This window comes from Micromonospora sp. NPDC005254 (assembly GCF_042872525.1).
Classification (GTDB): domain Bacteria; phylum Actinomycetota; class Actinomycetes; order Mycobacteriales; family Micromonosporaceae; genus Micromonospora.
This window is the reverse complement of the sequence record NZ_JBIAKM010000004.1, coordinates 242137-261023: the sequence shown is the minus strand read 5'-3', so window position 1 is coordinate 261023 and position 18887 is coordinate 242137. Positions and strand designations below refer to the sequence as shown.

General features: G+C 71.0%; 14 protein-coding genes and 1 pseudogene. 7 read left to right on the top strand and 8 right to left on the bottom strand.

All coding sequences use genetic code 11. The features are described from left to right. Positions 1-148: 148 nt before the first annotated feature. From ACFYPR_RS14375 to ACFYPR_RS14350, 6 genes are all read left to right on the top strand, one after another. Positions 149-1528, top strand: a complete 1380-nt coding sequence (locus ACFYPR_RS14375) for an ABC transporter substrate-binding protein (RefSeq protein WP_387260320.1) — start codon at positions 149-151, stop codon at positions 1526-1528. Positions 1529-1609: 81 nt separating this feature from the next. Further along, a complete protein-coding gene (locus tag ACFYPR_RS14370) occupies positions 1610-2566 on the top strand; it encodes a carbohydrate ABC transporter permease (protein WP_387260317.1) in 957 nt (318 codons plus the stop codon). 11 nt (positions 2567-2577) lie between these two features. Next, positions 2578-3465, top strand: coding sequence for a carbohydrate ABC transporter permease (locus tag ACFYPR_RS14365; RefSeq protein WP_355064670.1), 888 nt, complete (start codon positions 2578-2580; stop codon positions 3463-3465). A gap of 142 nt (positions 3466-3607) precedes the next feature. Beyond that, entirely contained in the window at positions 3608-5230 is a 1623-nt protein-coding gene (locus tag ACFYPR_RS14360) for a glycoside hydrolase family 13 protein (RefSeq protein ID WP_387260314.1), read from the top strand. A 153-nt stretch (positions 5231-5383) separates the two neighbouring features. Beyond that, entirely contained in the window at positions 5384-8305 is a 2922-nt protein-coding gene (locus ACFYPR_RS14355; protein WP_387260311.1) for a discoidin domain-containing protein, read from the top strand. A gap of 186 nt (positions 8306-8491) precedes the next feature. Beyond that, positions 8492-12223 carry a discoidin domain-containing protein gene (locus tag ACFYPR_RS14350; protein WP_387260309.1) on the top strand — a complete coding sequence of 1244 codons (3732 nt, stop codon included), beginning with the start codon at positions 8492-8494 and terminating at the stop codon, positions 12221-12223. A gap of 30 nt (positions 12224-12253) precedes the next feature. Here the strand turns inward: ACFYPR_RS14350 and ACFYPR_RS14345 are convergent, their stop codons facing one another. Then, positions 12254-13024: a crotonase/enoyl-CoA hydratase family protein gene (locus tag ACFYPR_RS14345; RefSeq protein ID WP_354853568.1), complete on the bottom strand. Its 771-nt coding sequence runs from the start codon at positions 13022-13024 to the stop codon at positions 12254-12256. Between the two features lie 117 nt (positions 13025-13141). Here ACFYPR_RS14345 and ACFYPR_RS14340 point away from each other — a divergent pair, with 117 nt between their 5' ends. Further along, complete coding sequence (locus ACFYPR_RS14340; RefSeq protein ID WP_354853571.1) at positions 13142-13993, top strand: Rieske 2Fe-2S domain-containing protein; 852 nt, start codon at positions 13142-13144, stop codon at positions 13991-13993. A gap of 457 nt (positions 13994-14450) precedes the next feature. Here the strand turns inward: ACFYPR_RS14340 and ACFYPR_RS14335 are convergent. The 7 genes and pseudogenes from ACFYPR_RS14335 to ACFYPR_RS14305 all read right to left on the bottom strand — a co-directional run. Continuing rightward, positions 14451-15483: pseudogene (locus tag ACFYPR_RS14335) on the bottom strand (LysM peptidoglycan-binding domain-containing protein); the annotation flags it as partial. Between the two features lie 14 nt (positions 15484-15497). Continuing rightward, complete coding sequence (locus tag ACFYPR_RS14330; protein WP_354853574.1) at positions 15498-15929, bottom strand: pilus assembly protein TadG-related protein; 432 nt, start codon at positions 15927-15929, stop codon at positions 15498-15500. Next, on the bottom strand, positions 15926-16393 hold the full coding sequence (locus ACFYPR_RS14325) for a TadE/TadG family type IV pilus assembly protein (RefSeq protein WP_354853577.1): 468 nt from the start codon (positions 16391-16393) through the stop codon (positions 15926-15928). Before ACFYPR_RS14325 ends, ACFYPR_RS14330 begins: the two co-directional genes overlap by 4 nt. Then, complete coding sequence (locus ACFYPR_RS14320; RefSeq protein ID WP_355064678.1) at positions 16390-16833, bottom strand: TadE/TadG family type IV pilus assembly protein; 444 nt, start codon at positions 16831-16833, stop codon at positions 16390-16392. The genes ACFYPR_RS14325 and ACFYPR_RS14320 overlap by 4 nt, the downstream gene beginning before the upstream one ends. Positions 16834-16838: 5 nt before the next feature. After that, positions 16839-17042 carry a hypothetical protein gene (locus ACFYPR_RS14315; protein WP_354853908.1) on the bottom strand — a complete coding sequence of 68 codons (204 nt, stop codon included), beginning with the start codon at positions 17040-17042 and terminating at the stop codon, positions 16839-16841. Positions 17043-17066: 24 nt separating this feature from the next. Further along, a complete protein-coding gene (locus tag ACFYPR_RS14310) occupies positions 17067-17936 on the bottom strand; it encodes a type II secretion system F family protein (protein WP_387260641.1) in 870 nt (289 codons plus the stop codon). A 46-nt stretch (positions 17937-17982) separates the two neighbouring features. Then, the gene (locus ACFYPR_RS14305; protein WP_354853583.1) at positions 17983-18885 is read right to left on the bottom strand and encodes a type II secretion system F family protein; all 903 of its coding nucleotides are present in this window, start codon (positions 18883-18885) and stop codon (positions 17983-17985) included. Between the last annotated feature and the right edge of the window lie 2 nt (positions 18886-18887).

The following is an 18887-nucleotide window of genomic DNA, read 5'->3' as shown; positions in this document are numbered from 1 at the left end:
AAACACGGTCGACACCTTGCTGAAATGAGTCGGCCTCGTTACAGTGACTCCACTCACACCTGGCTCCGGCGCAGCTACAGGGCGTCAGGTCGCATCACCGCAGATCAGCGCACCTCATGGAGACACCCGTTCCCGAAGGGATGGACAGATGTCCGTACCGCAATACCGAAGGGCTGCGGCGCTGGCGCTCGTGGCCGGCCTGGGGTTCAGCCTCACGGCATGCTCCACGAAGAGCGACGACAAGGGCACGACCGCCGGCGGCAAGGTCACCATCACGGTCGACTGCCAACCGGTCGGCGCACAAAAAGAGTTGTTGAAGAACTGGAACGACGATGTCGTCGAGTTCCAGAAGCAGAACCCGGACATCGTCGTCAAGAGCGTGAGCGTCGGCGAGCAGTGCAACAACCCGCCGGACTTCACCGCCCGCCTCGCCGGCGGCACCGTGACTGACGTGTTCTACGGGTACATGACCGATCTCCAGCAGGTGCTCGACTCCGGTCAGGCGATGGACATCAGTGGGGTCGTCAACAAGGACACGATCCCCACCTGGGACAGCGTCGACCCGGCGCTCAAGGAGGCCTTCACCGACGGCGGCAAGCTGTACGCCGTCCCGGTGAAGAACTACTCGATGGGCCTGGTCTACAACAAGGTCCTGTTCCAGAAGGCCGGGCTCGACGTCAACAACCCGCCCAAGACCTGGGCCGACGTCCGGGCGGCCGCCAAGAAGATCTCCGCCCTCGGCAACGGCATCGCCGGCTACTCCGAGTACAGCGCCGGCAACACCGGCGGCTGGCACTTCACCTCGCTGCTCTACTCGCAGGGTGGCCAGATGCTGACCCCGGACGGCAAGAAGGCCGACTTCAACAACGCGATGGGCAAGCAGGTCCTGCAGAACATCAAGGACATGCGGTACGGCGACAACAGCATGGGCTCCCGCCAGCTGCTCCAGTGGGGTGACCTGCTGACCAACGCCGGCGCGGGCAAGGTCGGCATGTTCATCGGCGCCCCGGACGCCACCCAGGCGATCGTCAGCCAGTTCCAGGGCAAGTTCCAGGACTGGGCGATGGCCCCGCTGCCCGGCCAGGACGGCCTGGCGAAGGGCACGCTCGGCGGCGGCGAGGGCTACTTCTTCAAGAAGGACCTCTCTCCCGAGCAGGTCAAGGCCGGTCTGAAGTGGATCGCTTACCAGAAGCTCACGCCGGGCAAGGGCCAGTTCGACTACGTCCGGGCCAAGCCGCAGAACTACCCGGTGGGTCTGCCCCAGCCGCTGCTGTTCGCCAACGGCAGCGAGGCGCAGAAGCAGGAACTCGAGCTGCGCAAGGCGAACGCGAACGTCGACACCGCGAACTTCGCCATCTTCGAGGCGACCCCGGTGCCGATCAAGGGTGAGCCGCGCAACGCGCAGGCGATCTACGCGGTCCTCGACGCCGCGATGTCCGGAGTGCTGACGAACCCGAACGCGAACATCGACGCGCTGCTGAAGACGGCGGAAGAGAAGGTCAACCAGCTCCTGGCCGCCGAGAGCTGACCGGCAGGTGTGGGGGTCGGCCCGCCGGCCCCCACATCCCGCGCCGCACCGTCCGCGTCACTGACTTCCGCAGGAGTTGCCTTGGCGATCACCGCCGTCCCCCAGGCCCCCAGGAAACCGGGTCGCCCGATGTCGCCGTACGCGACAGGGCCGCAGCGCACGAGCCTCGGCCGCAAGGTACGGGACAACCTCGCCGGGCACGCGTTCCTGATCGGCGCCGTGCTCTGCTTCGTGGTCTTCTCCTGGTACCCGATGATCCGCGGCATCGTCATGAGCTTCCAGCGGACCAGGCGCGGCGAGACGACCTGGGTGGGCTGGGACAACTACTCCCGCCTCATCGCCGACCCCAGCTTCTGGCCCGCCTGGAAGAACACGCTCTACTTCACTGTGCTCGCGCTCGTGCTCGGGTACGCGGTGCCGTTCTTCGTGGCGATCCTGCTCAACGAGTTCCGCCACGCCAAGGGTTACCTGCGGGTCCTGGTCTACCTGCCGGTCATGCTGCCGCCGGCCTCGGCGCTGTTCCTCTTCAAGTTCTACGCGTACGACCCCAGCGAGGCGGGGTTGTTCAACGCGATCCTCACGGCGCTGCACCTGCCCACGTCGCAGTGGATGCAGTCGCCGGCGATGACGATGCCGGCCATGGTGATCGCGTCCACCTGGATGAACATGGGTGGCGCCGTCCTGATCTACCTGGCGTCGTTGCAGAACATTCCCGGTGAGCTGTACGAGGCGGCAGAGCTCGACGGCGCCGGGATCTGGCGGCGGATCCGCCACGTGACGATCCCGCAGACCCGGCTGATCCTCGCGCTCCTGGCGATGCTGCAGATCGTCGCCACGATGCAGCTCTTCATCGAGCCACTGATCCTCGCCAACGGCGCGGGCGCGGAGGATTCCGCGACCTCGGTGGCGTACCTCATCTACCAGCACGGGTTCTTCCAGAACGATCTCAACGGCGCCGCCGCGCTGGGCGTGATCATGCTCGTGGTGCTGGCCGGCTTCTCCGCCGTGTACGTGCGACTGACTGCGAAACAGGACTAGGACGGCGCCCAATGGCACAGGATTCCGGTACCCGGACCCTCATCTCCCACTCCCAGCTGAGCCGGGGGCGCGGCAAGGTCATCTACTGGACGCTGCTCGTGGTCGTCGTGGCGGGCTTCACGCTCGTCTTCCTCGGGCCCCTCTACTGGATGGTCACCGGCGCGCTCAAGTCCGGCCAGGAGATCGCGCAGACCCCGCCGTCGCTGTTCCCGAAGGACCCGCAGCCGCAGAACTACATCGACGCGTGGAACAACCTCGCCCTCGCCAAGCTGCTGTTCAACACCTTTTACTACGCCATCGGGGCGGTGCTGTTCCAACTCGTCTTCGACAGCGCCGCCGCGTACTCCCTGTCGAAGCTCCGGCCGATCTTCGGCAACGCGATCCTCGCCCTGATGCTGGGCACCCTGATGATCCCGGCGATGGTCCTCATCGTTCCGCAGTACGTGACGGTGCTCGACCTGCCGATCCTGCACATCAACCTGCTCGACTCACCGTTCGCGATCTGGCTGCCGATGGTCGCGAACGCGTTCAACATCTTCCTGCTGAAGCGGTTCTTCGACTCGATCCCGGAGGAGCTGATGGCCGCCGCCCTGATGGACGGGGCGACGTCGCTGCGCACGCTCTGGTCGATCATCCTGCCGCTGTCGCGTCCCATCCTCGGCGTCGTCTCGATCTTCGCCGTGACCGCGGTCTGGAAGGACTTCCTCTGGCCGAAGCTGGTCATGCCGTCGCCCGAGACCCGGACGGTCAGCGTCGGCATCTACACCTTCGCGGGCGGTACGCCGATGAACGTGGTGATCGCCGCGTCGGTCATCGCCGCCATCCCGACTGTCATCATCTTCCTGATCTTCCAACGGAACATCATGTCCGGCCTGACCACGGGCGGCATCAAGGGATAGCCCACGACCGCATTCACCCGCGCGGCGAACAACGACCGTTCGTCCCGACACATATCTCCCTCCGGCGAACCCGCCGACGTACTGACGCAGAAAGCAGGTGCTCGTGTCCACAGCTGACAAAAGTCCGTGGTGGCGTGGAGCCGTGATCTACCAGGTGTATCCCCGGAGCTTCGCCGACGGCAACGGCGACGGCATCGGTGACATCGCCGGCATCCGGTCCCGGCTGAAACACCTGTCCGCGCTCGGCGTCGACGCGATCTGGTTCAGCCCCTGGTACCCGTCCCCGATGGCCGACGCCGGGTACGACGTGTCCGACTACCGCGACATCGATCCGGTCTTCGGCACGCTCGCCGAGGTGGAGGCGTTGATCGCGGAGGCGCACGACCTCGGCATCCGGACGATCGTCGACGTGGTGCCCAACCACTGCTCCGACGTGCACCCGTGGTTCCAGGCCGCGCTGGCCGGCGGCCCGGGAGCGCCCGAGCGGGACCTGTTCTGGTTCCGTCCCGGCCGCGGCCCGAACGGTGACCAGCGGCCCACCGACTGGATCGGCGAGTTCGGCGGCGAGACCTGGACCCGCACCACCAACCCGGACGGCACGCCCGGCGACTGGTACCTGCACCTGTTCGCCCCCCAGCAGCCGGATTTCAACTGGGACCACCCCCGGGTGCGGGCAGAATTCGAGGACATCCTGCGGTTCTGGTTCGACCGGGGCGTCGACGGCATCCGGATCGACTCCGCCGGTCTGCTGGTGAAGGACGGGACGCTGCCCGAGGTCCGACCGGACCACCAGCACCCGTTCCACGACCTCGACGGCGTGCACGACATCTACCGGGGCTGGCGGCGGGTCGCCGACTCCTACGCCGATCGCGCGCTGATCGGTGAGGTGTGGCTGCCGGACCGGCAGCGGTTCGCCAACTACCTGCGCCCCGACGAGCTGCACGCGGCGTTCAACTTCGACTTCCTCGGCTGCGCCTGGGACGCGTCCGCGCTGCGCGAGAGCATCGACGGGACGCTGAGCGCGCACGCGCCGGTCGGCGCACCGGCCACGTGGGTGCTGTCCAACCACGACGTGACGCGGCACGTCACCCGCTACGGCCGGGCGGACACCACGTTCAGCTTCGCGGCCAAGCGCGAGGGGATCCCCACCGACCTGGAGCTCGGCACCCGCCGGGCGCGGGCCGCCGCGCTGCTGTCGCTGTCGCTGCCCGGCGCCGCCTACGTCTACCAGGGCGAGGAGCTGGGGCTCTGGGAGGTCGAGGACATCCCGTACGCGCTGCGGCAGGACCCGATGTGGGAACGCTCCGGTCGGATCGACCCCGGTCGCGACGGCTGCCGCGTGCCGCTGCCGTGGGCCGGTGACGAGCCGCCGTTCGGGTTCAGCCCGGACGGGGCGGCGGCGCCCTGGCTGCCCCAGCCGGCCGACTGGAAGGACCGGACGGCGCTGGCGCAGACCGGCGACGCGGCCTCGATGCTGGAGCTGTACCGGGCGGCGATCCACATCCGGCGGGCCGAGGCGGCGCTCGGCGACGGTGAGCTGACGTGGCTGCCCGCCCCGGACGGGGTGCTGGCGTTCAGCCGTGGCGGTGGCTTCCGCTGCCTGGTCAACCTCACCGACGCGGCGGTGCCGCTGCCCGCCGACGGGGAGTTGCTGCTGGCCAGTGGACCCCTCGACGACGGTCTGCTGCCGTCGGACACGGCCGTCTGGCTGCGTACCCCCGAAGCGGTGGACGGACCGCGCGCGGACGCCGCCGCCCTGACCTGATCCGACCGACGTGGTGCCGGCGGTCCCGTCCCGGCCGCCGGCACCACCCACCCGCACACCACGACCAAGGAAGGAGGAACGAGGGGGGAGAAACCGCAACGCGGCACCGCAACGGGGGACCTGGCCTGCCTGACGAAAGGGAGAGCGCAGCTCATGGCCATCCACACCACCGCCACCCCGCACCACCTCCGACACCCGGCACGCGTCGGGCTGGCCGCGATCGCCGCCACCCTGCTCGCCGCCACCACGGTGACCGCCCTCGCGGTCACCGGAACCGCCACCCCGGCTTCGGCGGCCGGGTTGTCCCCCTTCGACATCTCCGGCCGTGGCGCGACCGTCCCGTTCATCGAGCAGGAGGCGGAGAAGGCCGCCTTCAACGGCACGAGGATCGGCCCGGACCGGCGCTACGGCACGCTGCCGTCGGAGGCGTCCGGCCGCGAGGCGGTCACCCTCGACTCCGTCGGCGAGTACGTCGAGTTCACGCTCACCGCCCCGGCCAACGCGGTCACCTTCCGGCACAGCCTGCCGGACAGCCCGGCCGGTACCGGCCGGGACGCCACCATTGACCTGCGGGCCAACGGCAACCTGTTGAAGTCGGTCCCGGTGACGTCGAAGTACGGCTGGTACTACGGCGGCTACCCGTTCAACAACAACCCGGGCGACACGAACCCGCACCACTTCTACGACGAGACCCGGGCGATGTTCGGCACCACCTACCCGGCCGGCACGAAGATCCGGTTGCAGGTCTCCTCGACCGCCCAGTCGCCGACGTTCACGATCGACCTGGCGGACTTCGAGCTGGTCGCCCCGGCGATCAGCAAGCCCTCCGGTGTGCTCGACGTGGTCACCGACTTCGGCGCCGACCCGAGTGGCGCGACGGACTCGACCGCGAAGTTCCAGGCCGCTGTCGACGCCGGAAAGGCCCAGGGCCGGGCCGTCTGGATCCCGACCGGCACGTTCACCCTCTGGGATCACGTGGTGGTCGACGGGGTGACCCTGCGTGGCGCCGGCCCGTGGTATTCGGTGCTCGGCGGGCGGCACCCCACCGACCGCAAGCGGGCCGCCGGCATCTACGGCAAGTACGTCCCGGGCGGCGGCTACACCGGTGAGATCCGGGCGCACGAGGCCGGGGGGCCGAGCCGCAACGTTACCCTGCGGGACTTCGCCATCATCGGCGATATCCGCGAGCGGGTGGACGAGGACCAGGTCAACGCCCTGGGCGGGGCGATGACCAACTCGGTGGTGGACAACCTGTGGCTGGAGAACACCAAGGTCGGGGCGTGGATGGACGGCCCGATGGACAACTTCACCATCCGCAACAGCCGGATCCTGGACCAGACCGCAGACGGGGTGAACTTCCACACCGGCGTCACCAACTCGACGGTGACCAACACGTTCGTCCGCAACACCGGTGACGACGCCCTGGCGATGTGGGCGCAGAGCGTGCCGAACGTCAACAACTCGTTCACGCACAACACCATCGGCGTGACGCTGCTGGCGAACCACCTGGTCAGCTACGGCGGTCGGGACATCACAATCACCGACAACGTGACGGCCGACTCGCTGACCAACGGCGGTGGCATCCACGTCGCCAACCGCTACCCGGGCGTGCAGGGCGACACCGCGGTCCGGGGCACCTGGACGATCGCCCGGAACACGCTGATCCGCAACGGCAACTCGGACTACAACTGGAACTTCGGCGTCGGGGCGATCTGGTTCTCCGCCCTCAACGAGGCGTTCCAGCAGGCCACCATCAACATCACCGACACCGACATCCTGGACAGCTCGTACGCCGCGCTGCACTGGATCGAGGGCCAGACCAGCGGCATCAACCTCACCAACGTACGGATCGACGGCGCCGGCACGTACGCGCTCCAGGTGCAGGCGCCCAGCCAGGTGTCGTTCACCAACGTGCGCGCCACCAACATCGCGCAGAGCAACCCGATGCACAACTGCGTGGGCAGTGGCTTCCAGATCACCCAGGGCTCCGGCAACTCGGGCTGGTACACGTCGACCCCGTACTGCGGCCCGTGGCCGGAGCCGCAGTGGGGTGGCGGCCCCAGCACCCCGCCGACCACCGGCCCCACCACCGCGCCGCCCACCACCGCCCCGCCGACCACGCCGCCCCCGACCACGCCGCCCCCGACCACACCGCCGCCCACCGGCGGGAACCTGGCGCTGAACCGGTCGACGACCGCGACCAGCACCAACCAGAGCTACACGGCGGGCAACGCCGTGGACGGCAACGCGGCCACCTACTGGGAGAGCGCCAACAACGCCTTCCCGCAGTCGCTGACGGTGGACCTGGGCTCGGCCCGCTCGGTCGACCGGGTGGTGCTCAAGCTGCCCGCCGGCTGGGAGCAGCGCACCGAGACGCTGTCGGTGCTCGGCTCCACCGACGGCTCGTCGTACAGCACCCTGGCGTCGTCCGCCGGTCGGGTCTTCGACCCGGGCACGGGCAACACCGTGTCGATCGGGCTGCCCTCCGGTGACCGCCGCTACATCCGGGTCACCGTCACCGGCAACACTGGCTGGCCGGCCGCCCAGCTCAGCGAGGTCGAGGTGTACGGCGGCACGCAGACCACGGCACCGCCCACCACCGCCCCACCGACGACCGCCCCGCCGACCACCGCCCCGCCCACGACGCCCCCGCCCAGTGGCAACCTCGCGGCCGGACGGTCGATCACCGAAACCAGCCACTCCGACGTGTACGCCGCTCCCAACGCGGTGGACGGCAACGCCAACACCTACTGGGAGAGCGCCAACAACGCCTTCCCGCAGTCGCTGACGGTGGACCTGGGCGCCACCCGTTCGGTGTCCCGGGTCGTGCTGAAGCTGCCGCCGTCGTCGGCATGGCAGACCCGTACGCAGACGCTGTCGGTGCTCGGCTCCACCACCGGCTCGTCGTTCACCACCCTGAAGGCGTCCGCCGGCTACACCTTCAACCCGGCCAGCGGCAACACGGTCACCGTGACCTTCACGGCGACCAGCCAGCGGTACCTGCGGCTGACCGTCACCGGCAACACCGGCTGGCCCGCCGGCCAGCTCAGCGAGTTCGAGGTCTACTCCAGCTAGGCCGACGGCCCCCGCCCGAGCAGGGCGGGGGCCACCGGTCGGGGAGCCCGGCGCAGCGCGGCGCCGGCCCGCCCGCACCCGTCCCGCACCGCACCGTCCCCCACCTGTCGCGGCACGACGGGCGTACCCCTGCACCCGTCACCGGGCAACGCACCCACACCACCCCCGAAAGAGGTGTAGCCACCCATGTCCAGAAACGGCCCCACCCGAGGCACCCCGCGTGCCGGCTCGCCCGGTCCCGTCCCCCGAGCCGACCGAGCCGACCGAGCCCACCGAGCCGGCCGACTGCCGGCCCGCCGGCGGCTGTTCGCCGGCGCGCTCGCCGGACTGCTCCTCGCCGCCGTCCCCGCCCTCACCCCGGCGACCGCGGCACCGGCGGCGAAGCCGGCTCCGGCCCCGGCCGGGTCCGCCCGCGCGGCCCTGCTCGCCGGGCTCTCCGCCAGCATGAGCGCCAGCAGCTACAACCAGAACTACGTCGCGGGCAACGCCAACGACGGCAACGCGTCGACCTACTGGGAGAGCGCCAACAACGCGTTCCCGCAGTGGATCCAGGCCGACCTCGGCGCCACCGTCAACGTGGACCGGGTGGTGCTCAAGCTGCCGCCCTCGTCGGACTGGCAGACCCGCACCCAGACGCTGTCGATCCTCGGCTCCACCAACGGCTCGACCTTCACCACCCTGAAGGCGTCCGGCGGCTACACGTTCGACCCGGGCACCGGCAACACCGCGACCGTCAGCTTCACCGCGGCCAGCACCCGCTACGTACGGGTGCAGGTCACCGGCAACACCGGCTGGCCGGCCGCCCAGTTCTCCGAGGTCGAGGTGTACGGCGCCAGCGGCAGCACCGACACCCAGGCCCCCAGCGCCCCCGGCAACCTGGCCTACACCCAGCCCGCCAGTGGTCAGATCCGGCTCGCCTGGTCCGCGTCCACGGACAACGTCGGCGTGACCGGGTACGACGTCTACGCGGGTGGCGCGCTGCGCGGCAGCGTCAGCGGCTCGACGCTGACGTACACCGACAGCCAGCCGGACACCGCCACGGTCTCGTACTACGTGCGGGCCAGGGACGCGGCCGGCAACCAGTCGTCGAACAGCAACACGGTGACCCGCACCGGCACCGGCACCCCTCCCACCGGCACCAACCTGGCGGTCGGCAAGCCGATCACCGCCTCCGGGTACGTGCACACGTTCGTGGCGACCAACGCCAACGACAACAACGTGACCACCTACTGGGAGGGCAACGGCAACCCGAGCACGCTGACCGTGCAGCTCGGCGCGAACGCCAGCCTCAGCCAGGTCGTGCTGAAGCTCAACCCGGACTCCGCCTGGGGTACGCGTACCCAGAACATCACAGTGCTCGGCCGCGACCAGGGCTCGTCGACCTTCACCACCCTGGTCGGCGCGGCGAACTACACCTTCAACCCGGGCAGCGGCAACACGGTGACCATCCCGGTCTCCGGGGCTGCCGCCGACGTACGGCTCTCGATCGCCTCGAACACCGGCGCCCCGGCCGGGCAGGTGGCCGAGTTCCAGGTCATCGGCACCCCCGCGCCGAACCCGGACCTCACCGTGACCGGCATGTCGGTCAGCCCGTCCGCCCCCGTGGAGACCAGCACCATCACGCTCTCGGCCACCGTGCGCAACGCCGGCTCGGCGGCCTCCGGCGCCACCGACGTCAACTTCTACCTGGGCTCCACCCGGGTCGGCACCGCGTCGGTCGGCGGCCTCGCGGCCGGCGCCTCGACCACGGTCAGCGCCAGCATCGGCACCCGCGACGCGGGCAGCTACCCGCTCAGCGCGAAGGTCGACGAGTCCAACACCGTCGTCGAGTCCGACGACACCAACAACAGCTACTCCAACCCGAGCCCGCTGGTGGTGAGCCCGGTCGCCACGAGTGACCTGGTCGCCTCGGCGGTGGCCTGGTCGCCGGGCAACCCGTCGGCCGGCAGCACGGTCACCTTCTCCGTGTCGATCCGCAACGCCGGCAGCGTGGCCTCCGCGTCCGGGTCGCACGGCATCACGCTCACCGTGCTCAACGAATCGGGCACGGTGGTGCGTACCCTCACCGGCTCGTACTCCGGTGTGATCAACGCCGGGGCCACCGTCGGCCCGGTCGACCTGGGCACCTGGACGGCCGCGAACGGCAAGTACACCGTCCGGGTCGTGCTCGCCGCCGACAGCAACGAACTGCCGGCCAAGCAGGGCAACAACACCAGCGACCGTCCGCTCTTCGTCGGGCGCGGCGCCAACATGCCGTACGACATGTACGAGGCCGAGGACGGCGTGGTCGGCGGCGGCGCGGCAGTGGTGGGCCCGAACCGGACCGTCGGCGACGTGGCCGGTGAGGCGTCCGGCCGGCGTGCGGTGACGCTCAACTCGACCGGCAGCTACGTCGAGTTCACCACCCGGGCCAGCACCAACACGCTGGTCACCCGCTTCTCCATCCCCGACGCGTCGGGCGGCGGGGGCATCAACTCCACGCTGAACGTCTACGTCAACGGCACGTTCCACAAGGCCATCGACCTGACGTCCCGCTACGCCTGGCTGTACGGCAACGAGACCAGCCCGGGCAACTCGCCGAGCGCGGGCGGACCGCGGCACATCTACGACGAAGCCAACGTCATGCTCAACTCGACCGTGCCGGCCGGCAGCAAGATCCGCCTCCAGAAGGACGCGGCCAACACCACCACGTACGCGATCGACTTCATCAACACCGAGCAGGTCTCGCCGATCGCGAACCCGGACTCGGCCCGCTACGCGACGCCGGCCGGCTTCACCCACCAGGACGTGCAGAACGCCCTGGACCGGGTGCGGATGGACACCACCGGCAACCTGATCGGGGTGTACCTGCCCGCCGGCAACTACTCCACCTCGTCGAAGTTCCAGGTGTACGGCAAGGCGGTCAAGGTGACCGGCGCCGGGCCCTGGTACACCCGGTTCAACGCCCCCTCCGGCCAGGAGAACACCGACATCGGCTTCCGGGCCGAGAACTCCGCGGCCGGATCGTCGTTCGCGAACTTCGCCTACTTCGGCAACTACACCTCGCGCATCGACGGGCCGGGCAAGGTGTTCGACTTCGCCAACGTGTCGAACATCGTGATCGACAACATCTGGGCCGAGCACCAGGTCTGCCTCTACTGGGGCGCCAACACCGACTACATGACGATCAAGAACTCGCGGATCCGCAACCTGTTCGCCGACGGCATCAACATGACCAACGGCAGCACCAACAACCTGGTCAGCAACAACGACGCCCGGGCCACCGGCGATGACAGCTTCGCGCTGTTCTCGGCGATCGACGCGGGCGGCGCGGACATGCGGGACAACATCTACGAGAACCTGACCTCGACCCTGACCTGGCGGGCCGCCGGTGTGGCCGTCTACGGCGGCTACGGCAACACGTTCCGCAACATCTACATCGCGGACACGCTCGTCTACTCCGGCATCACCATCAGCTCGCTCGACTTCGGCTACCCGATGAACGGCTTCGGCGCGAGCCCGCCGACCCGTTTCGAGAACATCTCGATCGTGCGGGCCGGTGGGCATTTCTGGGGCGCGCAGACCTTCCCGGCGATCTGGGTCTTCTCCGCCTCGAAGGTGTTCCAGGGCATCCGGGTCAGCGACGTGGACATCGTCGATCCGACCTACAGCGGCATCATGTTCCAGACCAACTACGTCGGTGGGCAGCCGCAGTTCCCGGTCACCGACACGGTCTTCACCAACATCTCGATCAGCGGCGCCCGCAAGAGCGGTGACGCCTACGACGCGAAGTCCGGCTTCGGCATCTGGGTCAACGAGATGCCCGAGTCCGGGCAGGGGCCGGCCGTCGGGTCGGTGACCTTCAACAACCTGCGGTTGAGCAACAACGCGGTGGACATCCGCAACACCACCTCGACCTTCACCATCAACCGCAACTGAGTCAGGCCGTACCGGATGCCGCCGGGAGGTTCACCCTCCCGGCGGCATCGCGCCGTGCCGGCCCTCGCCGGCGGCGAACCGGGCCGCCCCGGCCGCCGCGTCGGTGGCCAGCGAATCCATCCCGTACGCCAGCTCGGTCGCCAGCGCCTCCGCCTCGGGCCGTCCGGCGCCGGCCAGCACGGCCGCCCGGTCGTTGCGCAGGCAGGTCTGCGGATGCCGGGCGATCGCCGCGGCCAGCTCCTCGGCCGCCGCCCGCGCCCGGCCCGGCGGCACCACCCGGTTGACCAACCCCATGGTGTACGCCTCGTCGGCGGGCACCGCCCGCCCGGTGAGGATCAGGTCCAGGGCACGGCTCTCACCGATCAGCCGGGGCAGCCGGACCGTCCCGCCGTCGATCAGCGGCACTCCCCAGCGTCGGCAGAACACCCCGAGCGTGGCGTCGGACTCGGCGACCCGCAGGTCGCACCAGAGTGCCAGCTCCAGGCCGCCGGCCACCGCGTACCCGGAGATCGCCGCGATCACCGGCTTGCTCAGCGCCATGCGGGTCGGACCCATCGGGCCGTCTCCCTCCGGCTCGACCCGATTGCCGCTGGCCGTGCCGATCGCCTTGAGGTCGGCGCCCGCGCAGAACGTGCCGCCGGCACCCCAGAGCACGGCCACCGCCGCGTCCGGGTCGGCGTCGAACGAGCGAAAGGCGTCCGCGAGTGCCCGCGCGGTCGGCCCGTCGACCGCGTTGCGGGCCGCCGGGCGGTCCAGGATCACCGTCGTCACCGGCCCGGCGCGCTCCACCCGTACACCCATCGGCCCATGGTGCCTGGCGGAGCGCCGGAGCGCACCCACCGGAGCATCCGCACACGTTGCTACAGGTCCGTCACCGCCGACCGGTTTGCGACGGCGTTCGCCGGGAAGTCGGTCCTCGTGCGAGAGATCCTGACGAAGATCGAGCAGGCGTCCCGGCTGGACCGGGTGGGTGACCGGCTGCAACGGGTGGTGCTGGGCACGCTGCGTCCACGGCGGTTACGCGACCTCCTGCACGGGGTGCCGCTGGGCCATCCCCTGCACCCGGCGATGGTGCAGGTGCCGGTGGGCTCCTGGATCAGCGCGGCGGTGCTGGACCTCATGCCCGGGCAGCGCCGGGCTGCCACCGCGCTGGTCGGGCTGGGCACCGTCAGCGCCGTGCCGGCGGCGATCGCCGGCCTGAACGACTGGGTGGCGCTCGCCCCCGACCAGCGGCGCGTCGGCCTGGTGCACGCCGCCGCGAACGGCATCGGCCTGACCTTCTACGCCGGCTCGCTGGCCGCACGGCTCTCCGGCCGGCACGGTATGGGCCGCGCTCTCGGCTTCCTCGGGCTGTCCGCCGCGAGCCTCGGGGCCTACATCGGCGGGCACCTGGCGTACAAGCAGGGGGCGCAGGTCAACCAGAGCATCTCCGAGCTGCGCCGGATGAGCGACGGTTGGCACTCGCTTGTCGACATGTCGGCCCTGCCGCAGCGCACGCTGGTGACCCGCGAGGTGGACGACGTCTCGGTGATCCTCTACCGCCACGGCGACGAGGTCACCGTCATGCTGGAGCGCTGCCCCCACCAGAGCGGGCCGCTCGGCGAGGGCGAGGTCCAGGAGATCGACGGCCACGCGTGCGTGGTCTGCCCGTGGCACGGCAGCGCGTTCCGGCTCAACGGCGGCGAGGTCGTACTGGGGCCCTCCGGCAACGACCAGCAGATCCTGCCCACGCGGATCCGCGACGGCGTGCTCCAGACCCGCGTCCCCTGACATGCTCGGCTGAGCGCGACCGGACGCCGTCGGGCTGGTGTCGCTCCCCGTCGACATACCGCAGAGTCATAGATATACCTCTGAGGTATATCGCTTTCCAGACCATCTGCCGCCGCATGCTGTCGCGCGACCGGTCAGCTTCGCCGGTGCCGACCGGTCGATGGCTCGTCCGGCACGGCATCCCAGTCGGGCCCGCCGGCGGCCGGTCCGCGCTGGTCACGACCGGTCCAGCCTTCGTCGCCGGTCCAGGCCTCCTCGCCGGTCCAGCCCGGTGCCGCACTCAGGGCCGGGTCTCCGGTGGGCGCCGCCGTGCTCTCGGTGGCCGCTGCCGCGCGGCTGGCGGCCCATGCGGCGCCGCTGCTCCGACCGCCGCTGCGGGAGCTGCCGCCGCTCCGATCCGCGCCGCTCCGATCCGCGCCGCGCCGGGGCGCGCGGGCAGCCGCGGCCAGCCGGGGAGCCGCGCCGGCGGTGGCCGGGCGGCGGCCCAGGCCGAGCACCGCGCCGATCTGGGCGCCGACGATGCTCGCGACGGCCAGCACGGCGGAGACCGCCAGCGGTCGGTTCACCCGGTCGGTGGTTCCGGCCCGCGCCGCGCCGACGGTCATCGGGGGTACCTGACCCGTCGACTCCGTACCGCCGGGGGGCGCCTGCTCCGCCCGCTCCGGCGCGGTCCGCTCGGGCGCCGGTCGCGGGGCCGGCGGCCTGGGCGCGGCGGGCCGGCCGACGAGTTTTCCGGTGGCGTGCGGGCGGGCGCCCTGGTCGGCGGCCTCCGCTGGCAGCCGGAGCAGTTGGCCGGGGCGAATCCGATCCGGGTCGTCCAGCCGGTTCAGCTTGGCGAGCTGTCGATAGTCGCCGAACTCGTCGAGGTACCGCTCGGCCACCTCGCCGAGGTAGTCGCCCCGCGCCACGCGATACACCGGGGCCGCCTGGTCACCGGCGCTCGGCCCGTCAGGCGCGACCAGCCCGAGCGGTCCGCTCCCGGTCGTCGCGAGCGGCCCGCTCCCGGCCATGCCGAGCGGCCCACCTTCGGGCAGTCGGGCGGCGCTGGTCGAAGCGCTCGACTGGGCGTACGCCGGAGCGGTGTAGACCGCCGCGGCGCTGGCGGCGGCCGGGCTGGCCGCGAGGATCAGCGCGACCGAACCGACCAGCGCGGCGGCGGCCTTCTGCTGGCGGCTCATCCCCGGCAACTTCGGCGCCGGCCGGCGCAGGGTCTGCGCGCCCAATTCGACGATGACGGAGAAGGCGAACGTGGCCCAGCCGAACCAGCCGGCCAGCGCCAGGGCCCGCAGGAAGAGCTGCCCGTCGTCGCGGCTGGTCAGGGCGGTGCCCACCTCGGCGAGGGTGGGCAGATGGTCGGGCAGGGGATTGCCCGCGAAGGCGAGCAGCGCGACCGGCGCGCCCGCAACCAGCGCGCAGAGCACGACGAGCGCGCCGACGCCGGTGAGGACGCGTCCGGTCCGCCGTACGACGGACCGACCCGATGCGGACATGGCGGCCTTCCTTCCTACGGTCCTGCGGTGATGGCCCGCGCGGTCGCCTCGCCGGTGACGGTGACCCGGTCGGCGAAGCCGAACAGCCCGAGCATCGAGCGGCGGTAGGTGATCGTGACGCGTACCCGGACGACGGTCTCCCCGGCGATCTGCGGGAAGCTCACGGTGTGGCCGGTGGTGCCGGCGGCGGAGAGATAGTTGGCGACCGCGACGCGGGCCTGCGGCTGGTCGATCCGCGTCGGCCCACCCTCGATCGCGGTGGCCCGGTCGATGGCCTGCCCGCCCGCGCGGGCCGCCTCCGCGGCGAGGTTGTCCGCGCGTTGCAGCGTGCGCAGCTGACCGGCGCCGTCGAACGAGAGACCCACGATGGCCAGTACGCCGATCATCGCCACCGCCAGGAAGATGCTCACGCGGCCGTGGTCGCCGGAGAGCGGACGGACGGTCATCGCCGGCTCCGGTAGCGGTCAAGTGGTGAGGTGAAGCTCGCCTCGACGCGGTTTTCGCTGGGCATGCCGGGCACGGCCGAGAGGCGCAGATCCCGGAAGGACACCCGGCAGGCGACCGTGACGGTGACTGTCGCATCCTGGCCGAGCGCGCTGCGGTAGGCCCTGTCGAAGCTGGTGGTGGCGCCTCCGACCGAGCCGCTGAACGTCACGGTCGGAGTGCCGCTGCAATTCAGCCCTCGCCAGTCCAGCTGCTGCTGAGCCGCCTCGCGGGCTTCCCTGCGGGCGTCGGCCGCACTGCGGGAGATCGAGGCGGCGCGGGCCGCGTCGTGGGCGGCGGCGTCGATGGCCTCCGCCGCTACCGCGCTGCGTCCGGCCACGCCGGCCAGCACCATCAGCGCGATGAACGCGGGTGCGAGCACCGCCACCTCGATGGAGACCGAGCCCCGCTCGGCGGGCCGGTTCACGGCGGGGTCACCCGCTCCACCGTCCCGTGCGCGGTCTGCTCTACCGCGAAGTCCACACCGGGCACCACCGACAGGGATCGGCCGGTCACCGTGCAGGTCACCTCGACCGCGGTGGTCACGCAGGTCGGGCCGGTCCTGTCCCAGCCCAGCAACCAGCCGCCGGTGGCGGACAGGAACCGGGTGGCGCTGGCCTTCCCGGCGCTGTCGGACGCGTTGTAGAGCCGCTGGGCGTTGACCCCGCTCTGGGCGGCGTTCAACGCCGTGGAGCGGGCCAGGAAGACCGCCGAGACCTGGAGCGAGGCGAACAGGAGCACCAGGATCAGCGGCATCACCACGGCCAGCTCCACCGGGTTGGCACCCCGCTCCCGGTCGCCGGCCACGAGGCGACACCGGGCGGCGAGAACCGCCCGGCGCCACCTTCCGGACGCGGCTCGGCGCATGCCGGCTACTTCGGGTTCGTGTGGTTCGGGATGGCCTTCATCCAGTCGTTGGCCTTGCCGAGGGCCAGGCCGGTGACGATGGTCGCCACGAAGACCAGACCGAAGATGATCACGGCGGTCGGTACCGGGCTGTCGCCGCGCTCGCCGTCCCGCCGCAGCTCGGCGAAGCGCGTCGTCACCACGACGTGCAGGTAGGTGAGGATGGACATGGCGTACTCCTTCTCGGGGTCGGATCAGACACGGGCGATGAACGGATAGACGACGAAGCCGAGCAGCACGAAGACGAGAAGCGCGCCCGGGATGTCGAGTCGGCTGGTCACGCCCTCGGCGCGGGCCAGGTTGTCGGTGCGGATCTGGTCGCGCAGCGAGTCGGCCCGGCTGCGCAGGGTCTCGTGCACCTGCGCGCCCTCGCTGCCGGAGGAGCGCATGATCGCGCCGACGTCGCCCAGCTCCGGGATGCCGATCTTGTCGGCGAGGTCACGCAGCTCGTCCCAGGGCGCGTGCATCTGCATCTGGGCGATCCGCAGCGACTCCTGAAGCCGGTCGAACACCCAGCCGTCACAGACCGCGGCGGCCCGCTCCAGCGACTGCACCGGCCCGTGTGCGGCGGAGAGCTGCAGAGCCACCAGATCCAGGTACGTGCAGACGGTCTGGCGGAACTCGTCGCGGGCGGCGTCCGCCTTGGCCAGCACCGAGCGGTGCGCCAGCAGGCCGGCGATCAGCGCCATGCCGAGGCCACCCAGCACCGGTACGACAAGCGGCAGCGAGACACCGAGCACGAACAGCGCCACCCCGAGCAGGGTCGGCGTGGCCAGTCCGATGAGCGCGGACAGCAGCACCGACAGGGCGTACTGCTCGGGGGTCTGACCGATCAGGGCGAGCTGCCGGTGCGGTGGTCGCAACCAGCGGGACAGCCCGGTCAGCCAGTCCAGCCGGCGGGAGGCGGGAGCGGCCACCCGCCCGGTGCCCGGCGGCTGGTGCAGGCGGCGCAGCGCCGGCCCGAGCGCGGGGGTCGCCGGAACCAGCTCCCGGATCACCAGGAACAAGCCCAACCCGATCGTCGCCCCGCCACAGACCGCGACGGCCAGGTGCCAGTTGAGGATCACCGCGACCGCCTTCCGGGGCTGCGCCGCGCTTCGCCGCTCGCGCTCACGCGATCACCTCCTGCGGGTCGGGGGCCGGCAGGAACCGGGCCGGCCGCTGCGGCTGGCTCATCGACCGCACCCAGGCCAGCAGGCCGATGAATGCGGCACCGAGAGCGGCCATCACCACCTGACCCGTCGGTGTGCCGTACGGCTTGATGTATTCGGTGTTGACCAGCCCGTACGCCAGCGTCGCCAGCGTCATCCCGGTCAGGAAGCGGACCGCGAACCGGGGCTGGGTGCGCTTGGCCTCGATCTCCCGGCGGGTCGCCACCTCCGCGGCCGCCGCGCCGGCGATCGAGCCCAGCACGTCGCCCAGCCGCTCACCCCGGTCGGTGAGGTGCAGGATCAGCGCCGCCACGACCTGGTCGCACACCGGGTCGCCGATCTCGTCGGCGAACGCCAGCAGCGCGGAACGGGCCAGCCAGCCGGCCTGCAACCGGGCGGCGAGCAGCCGTACCTCGTCCTCGATGCCGGGTGGCACGCTGCCGATCGTGCTGATGATCGCCTGTTGGAGGCCCTGCCCCGTACCGGAGACGTCCTTGAGCCGGCGGGTCCACTCGCCGACGGCCTCGATCCGGGCGATCGCCCGCTGCTCGGCCTTGCCGACGGCGAACAGCCAAGGCGTGCCGGGCACCGCCACCGCCACCAGCAGGCCCACCACCGGCAGCCCGGTCAGCAGGAACGCCAACGCCCCGGCGACCACCGCGGTGAGCAGCAGCGCCTGGTAGGCCCGCCGCTCGGCCGGAGTGGCGCCGGAGCCGCGCCAGAGGCGGCTCAGGCCAGGGCCAGCTCCCGGGCCGGGCCCGGCGGGCCGGCGGCTGCCCACCAGGGCGACGACCGCCAGCAGCAGCCCGGCCACACAGGCGGCGCCGGAGACCACAGCGATCAACTCCAGGCTGTTCCCCATCA

Excerpts from the sequence above, each read along its gene's own strand:
- ACFYPR_RS14345 (WP_354853568.1), bottom strand. The coding sequence starts at position 13,024 with ATGGGTGTACGGGTGGAGCGCGCCGGGCCGGTGACGACGGTGATCCTG.
- ACFYPR_RS14355 (WP_387260311.1), top strand. The coding sequence starts at position 5,384 with ATGGCCATCCACACCACCGCCACCCCGCACCACCTCCGACACCCGGCA.
- ACFYPR_RS14315 (WP_354853908.1), bottom strand. The coding sequence starts at position 17,042 with ATGTCCATCCTCACCTACCTGCACGTCGTGGTGACGACGCGCTTCGCC.
- ACFYPR_RS14330 (WP_354853574.1), bottom strand. The coding sequence starts at position 15,929 with ATGACCGTCCGTCCGCTCTCCGGCGACCACGGCCGCGTGAGCATCTTC.
- ACFYPR_RS14320 (WP_355064678.1), bottom strand. The coding sequence starts at position 16,833 with ATGCGCCGAGCCGCGTCCGGAAGGTGGCGCCGGGCGGTTCTCGCCGCC.
- ACFYPR_RS14305 (WP_354853583.1), bottom strand. The coding sequence starts at position 18,885 with ATGGGGAACAGCCTGGAGTTGATCGCTGTGGTCTCCGGCGCCGCCTGT.
- ACFYPR_RS14375 (WP_387260320.1), top strand. The coding sequence starts at position 149 with ATGTCCGTACCGCAATACCGAAGGGCTGCGGCGCTGGCGCTCGTGGCC.
- ACFYPR_RS14365 (WP_355064670.1), top strand. The coding sequence starts at position 2,578 with ATGGCACAGGATTCCGGTACCCGGACCCTCATCTCCCACTCCCAGCTG.
- ACFYPR_RS14350 (WP_387260309.1), top strand. The coding sequence starts at position 8,492 with ATGTCCAGAAACGGCCCCACCCGAGGCACCCCGCGTGCCGGCTCGCCC.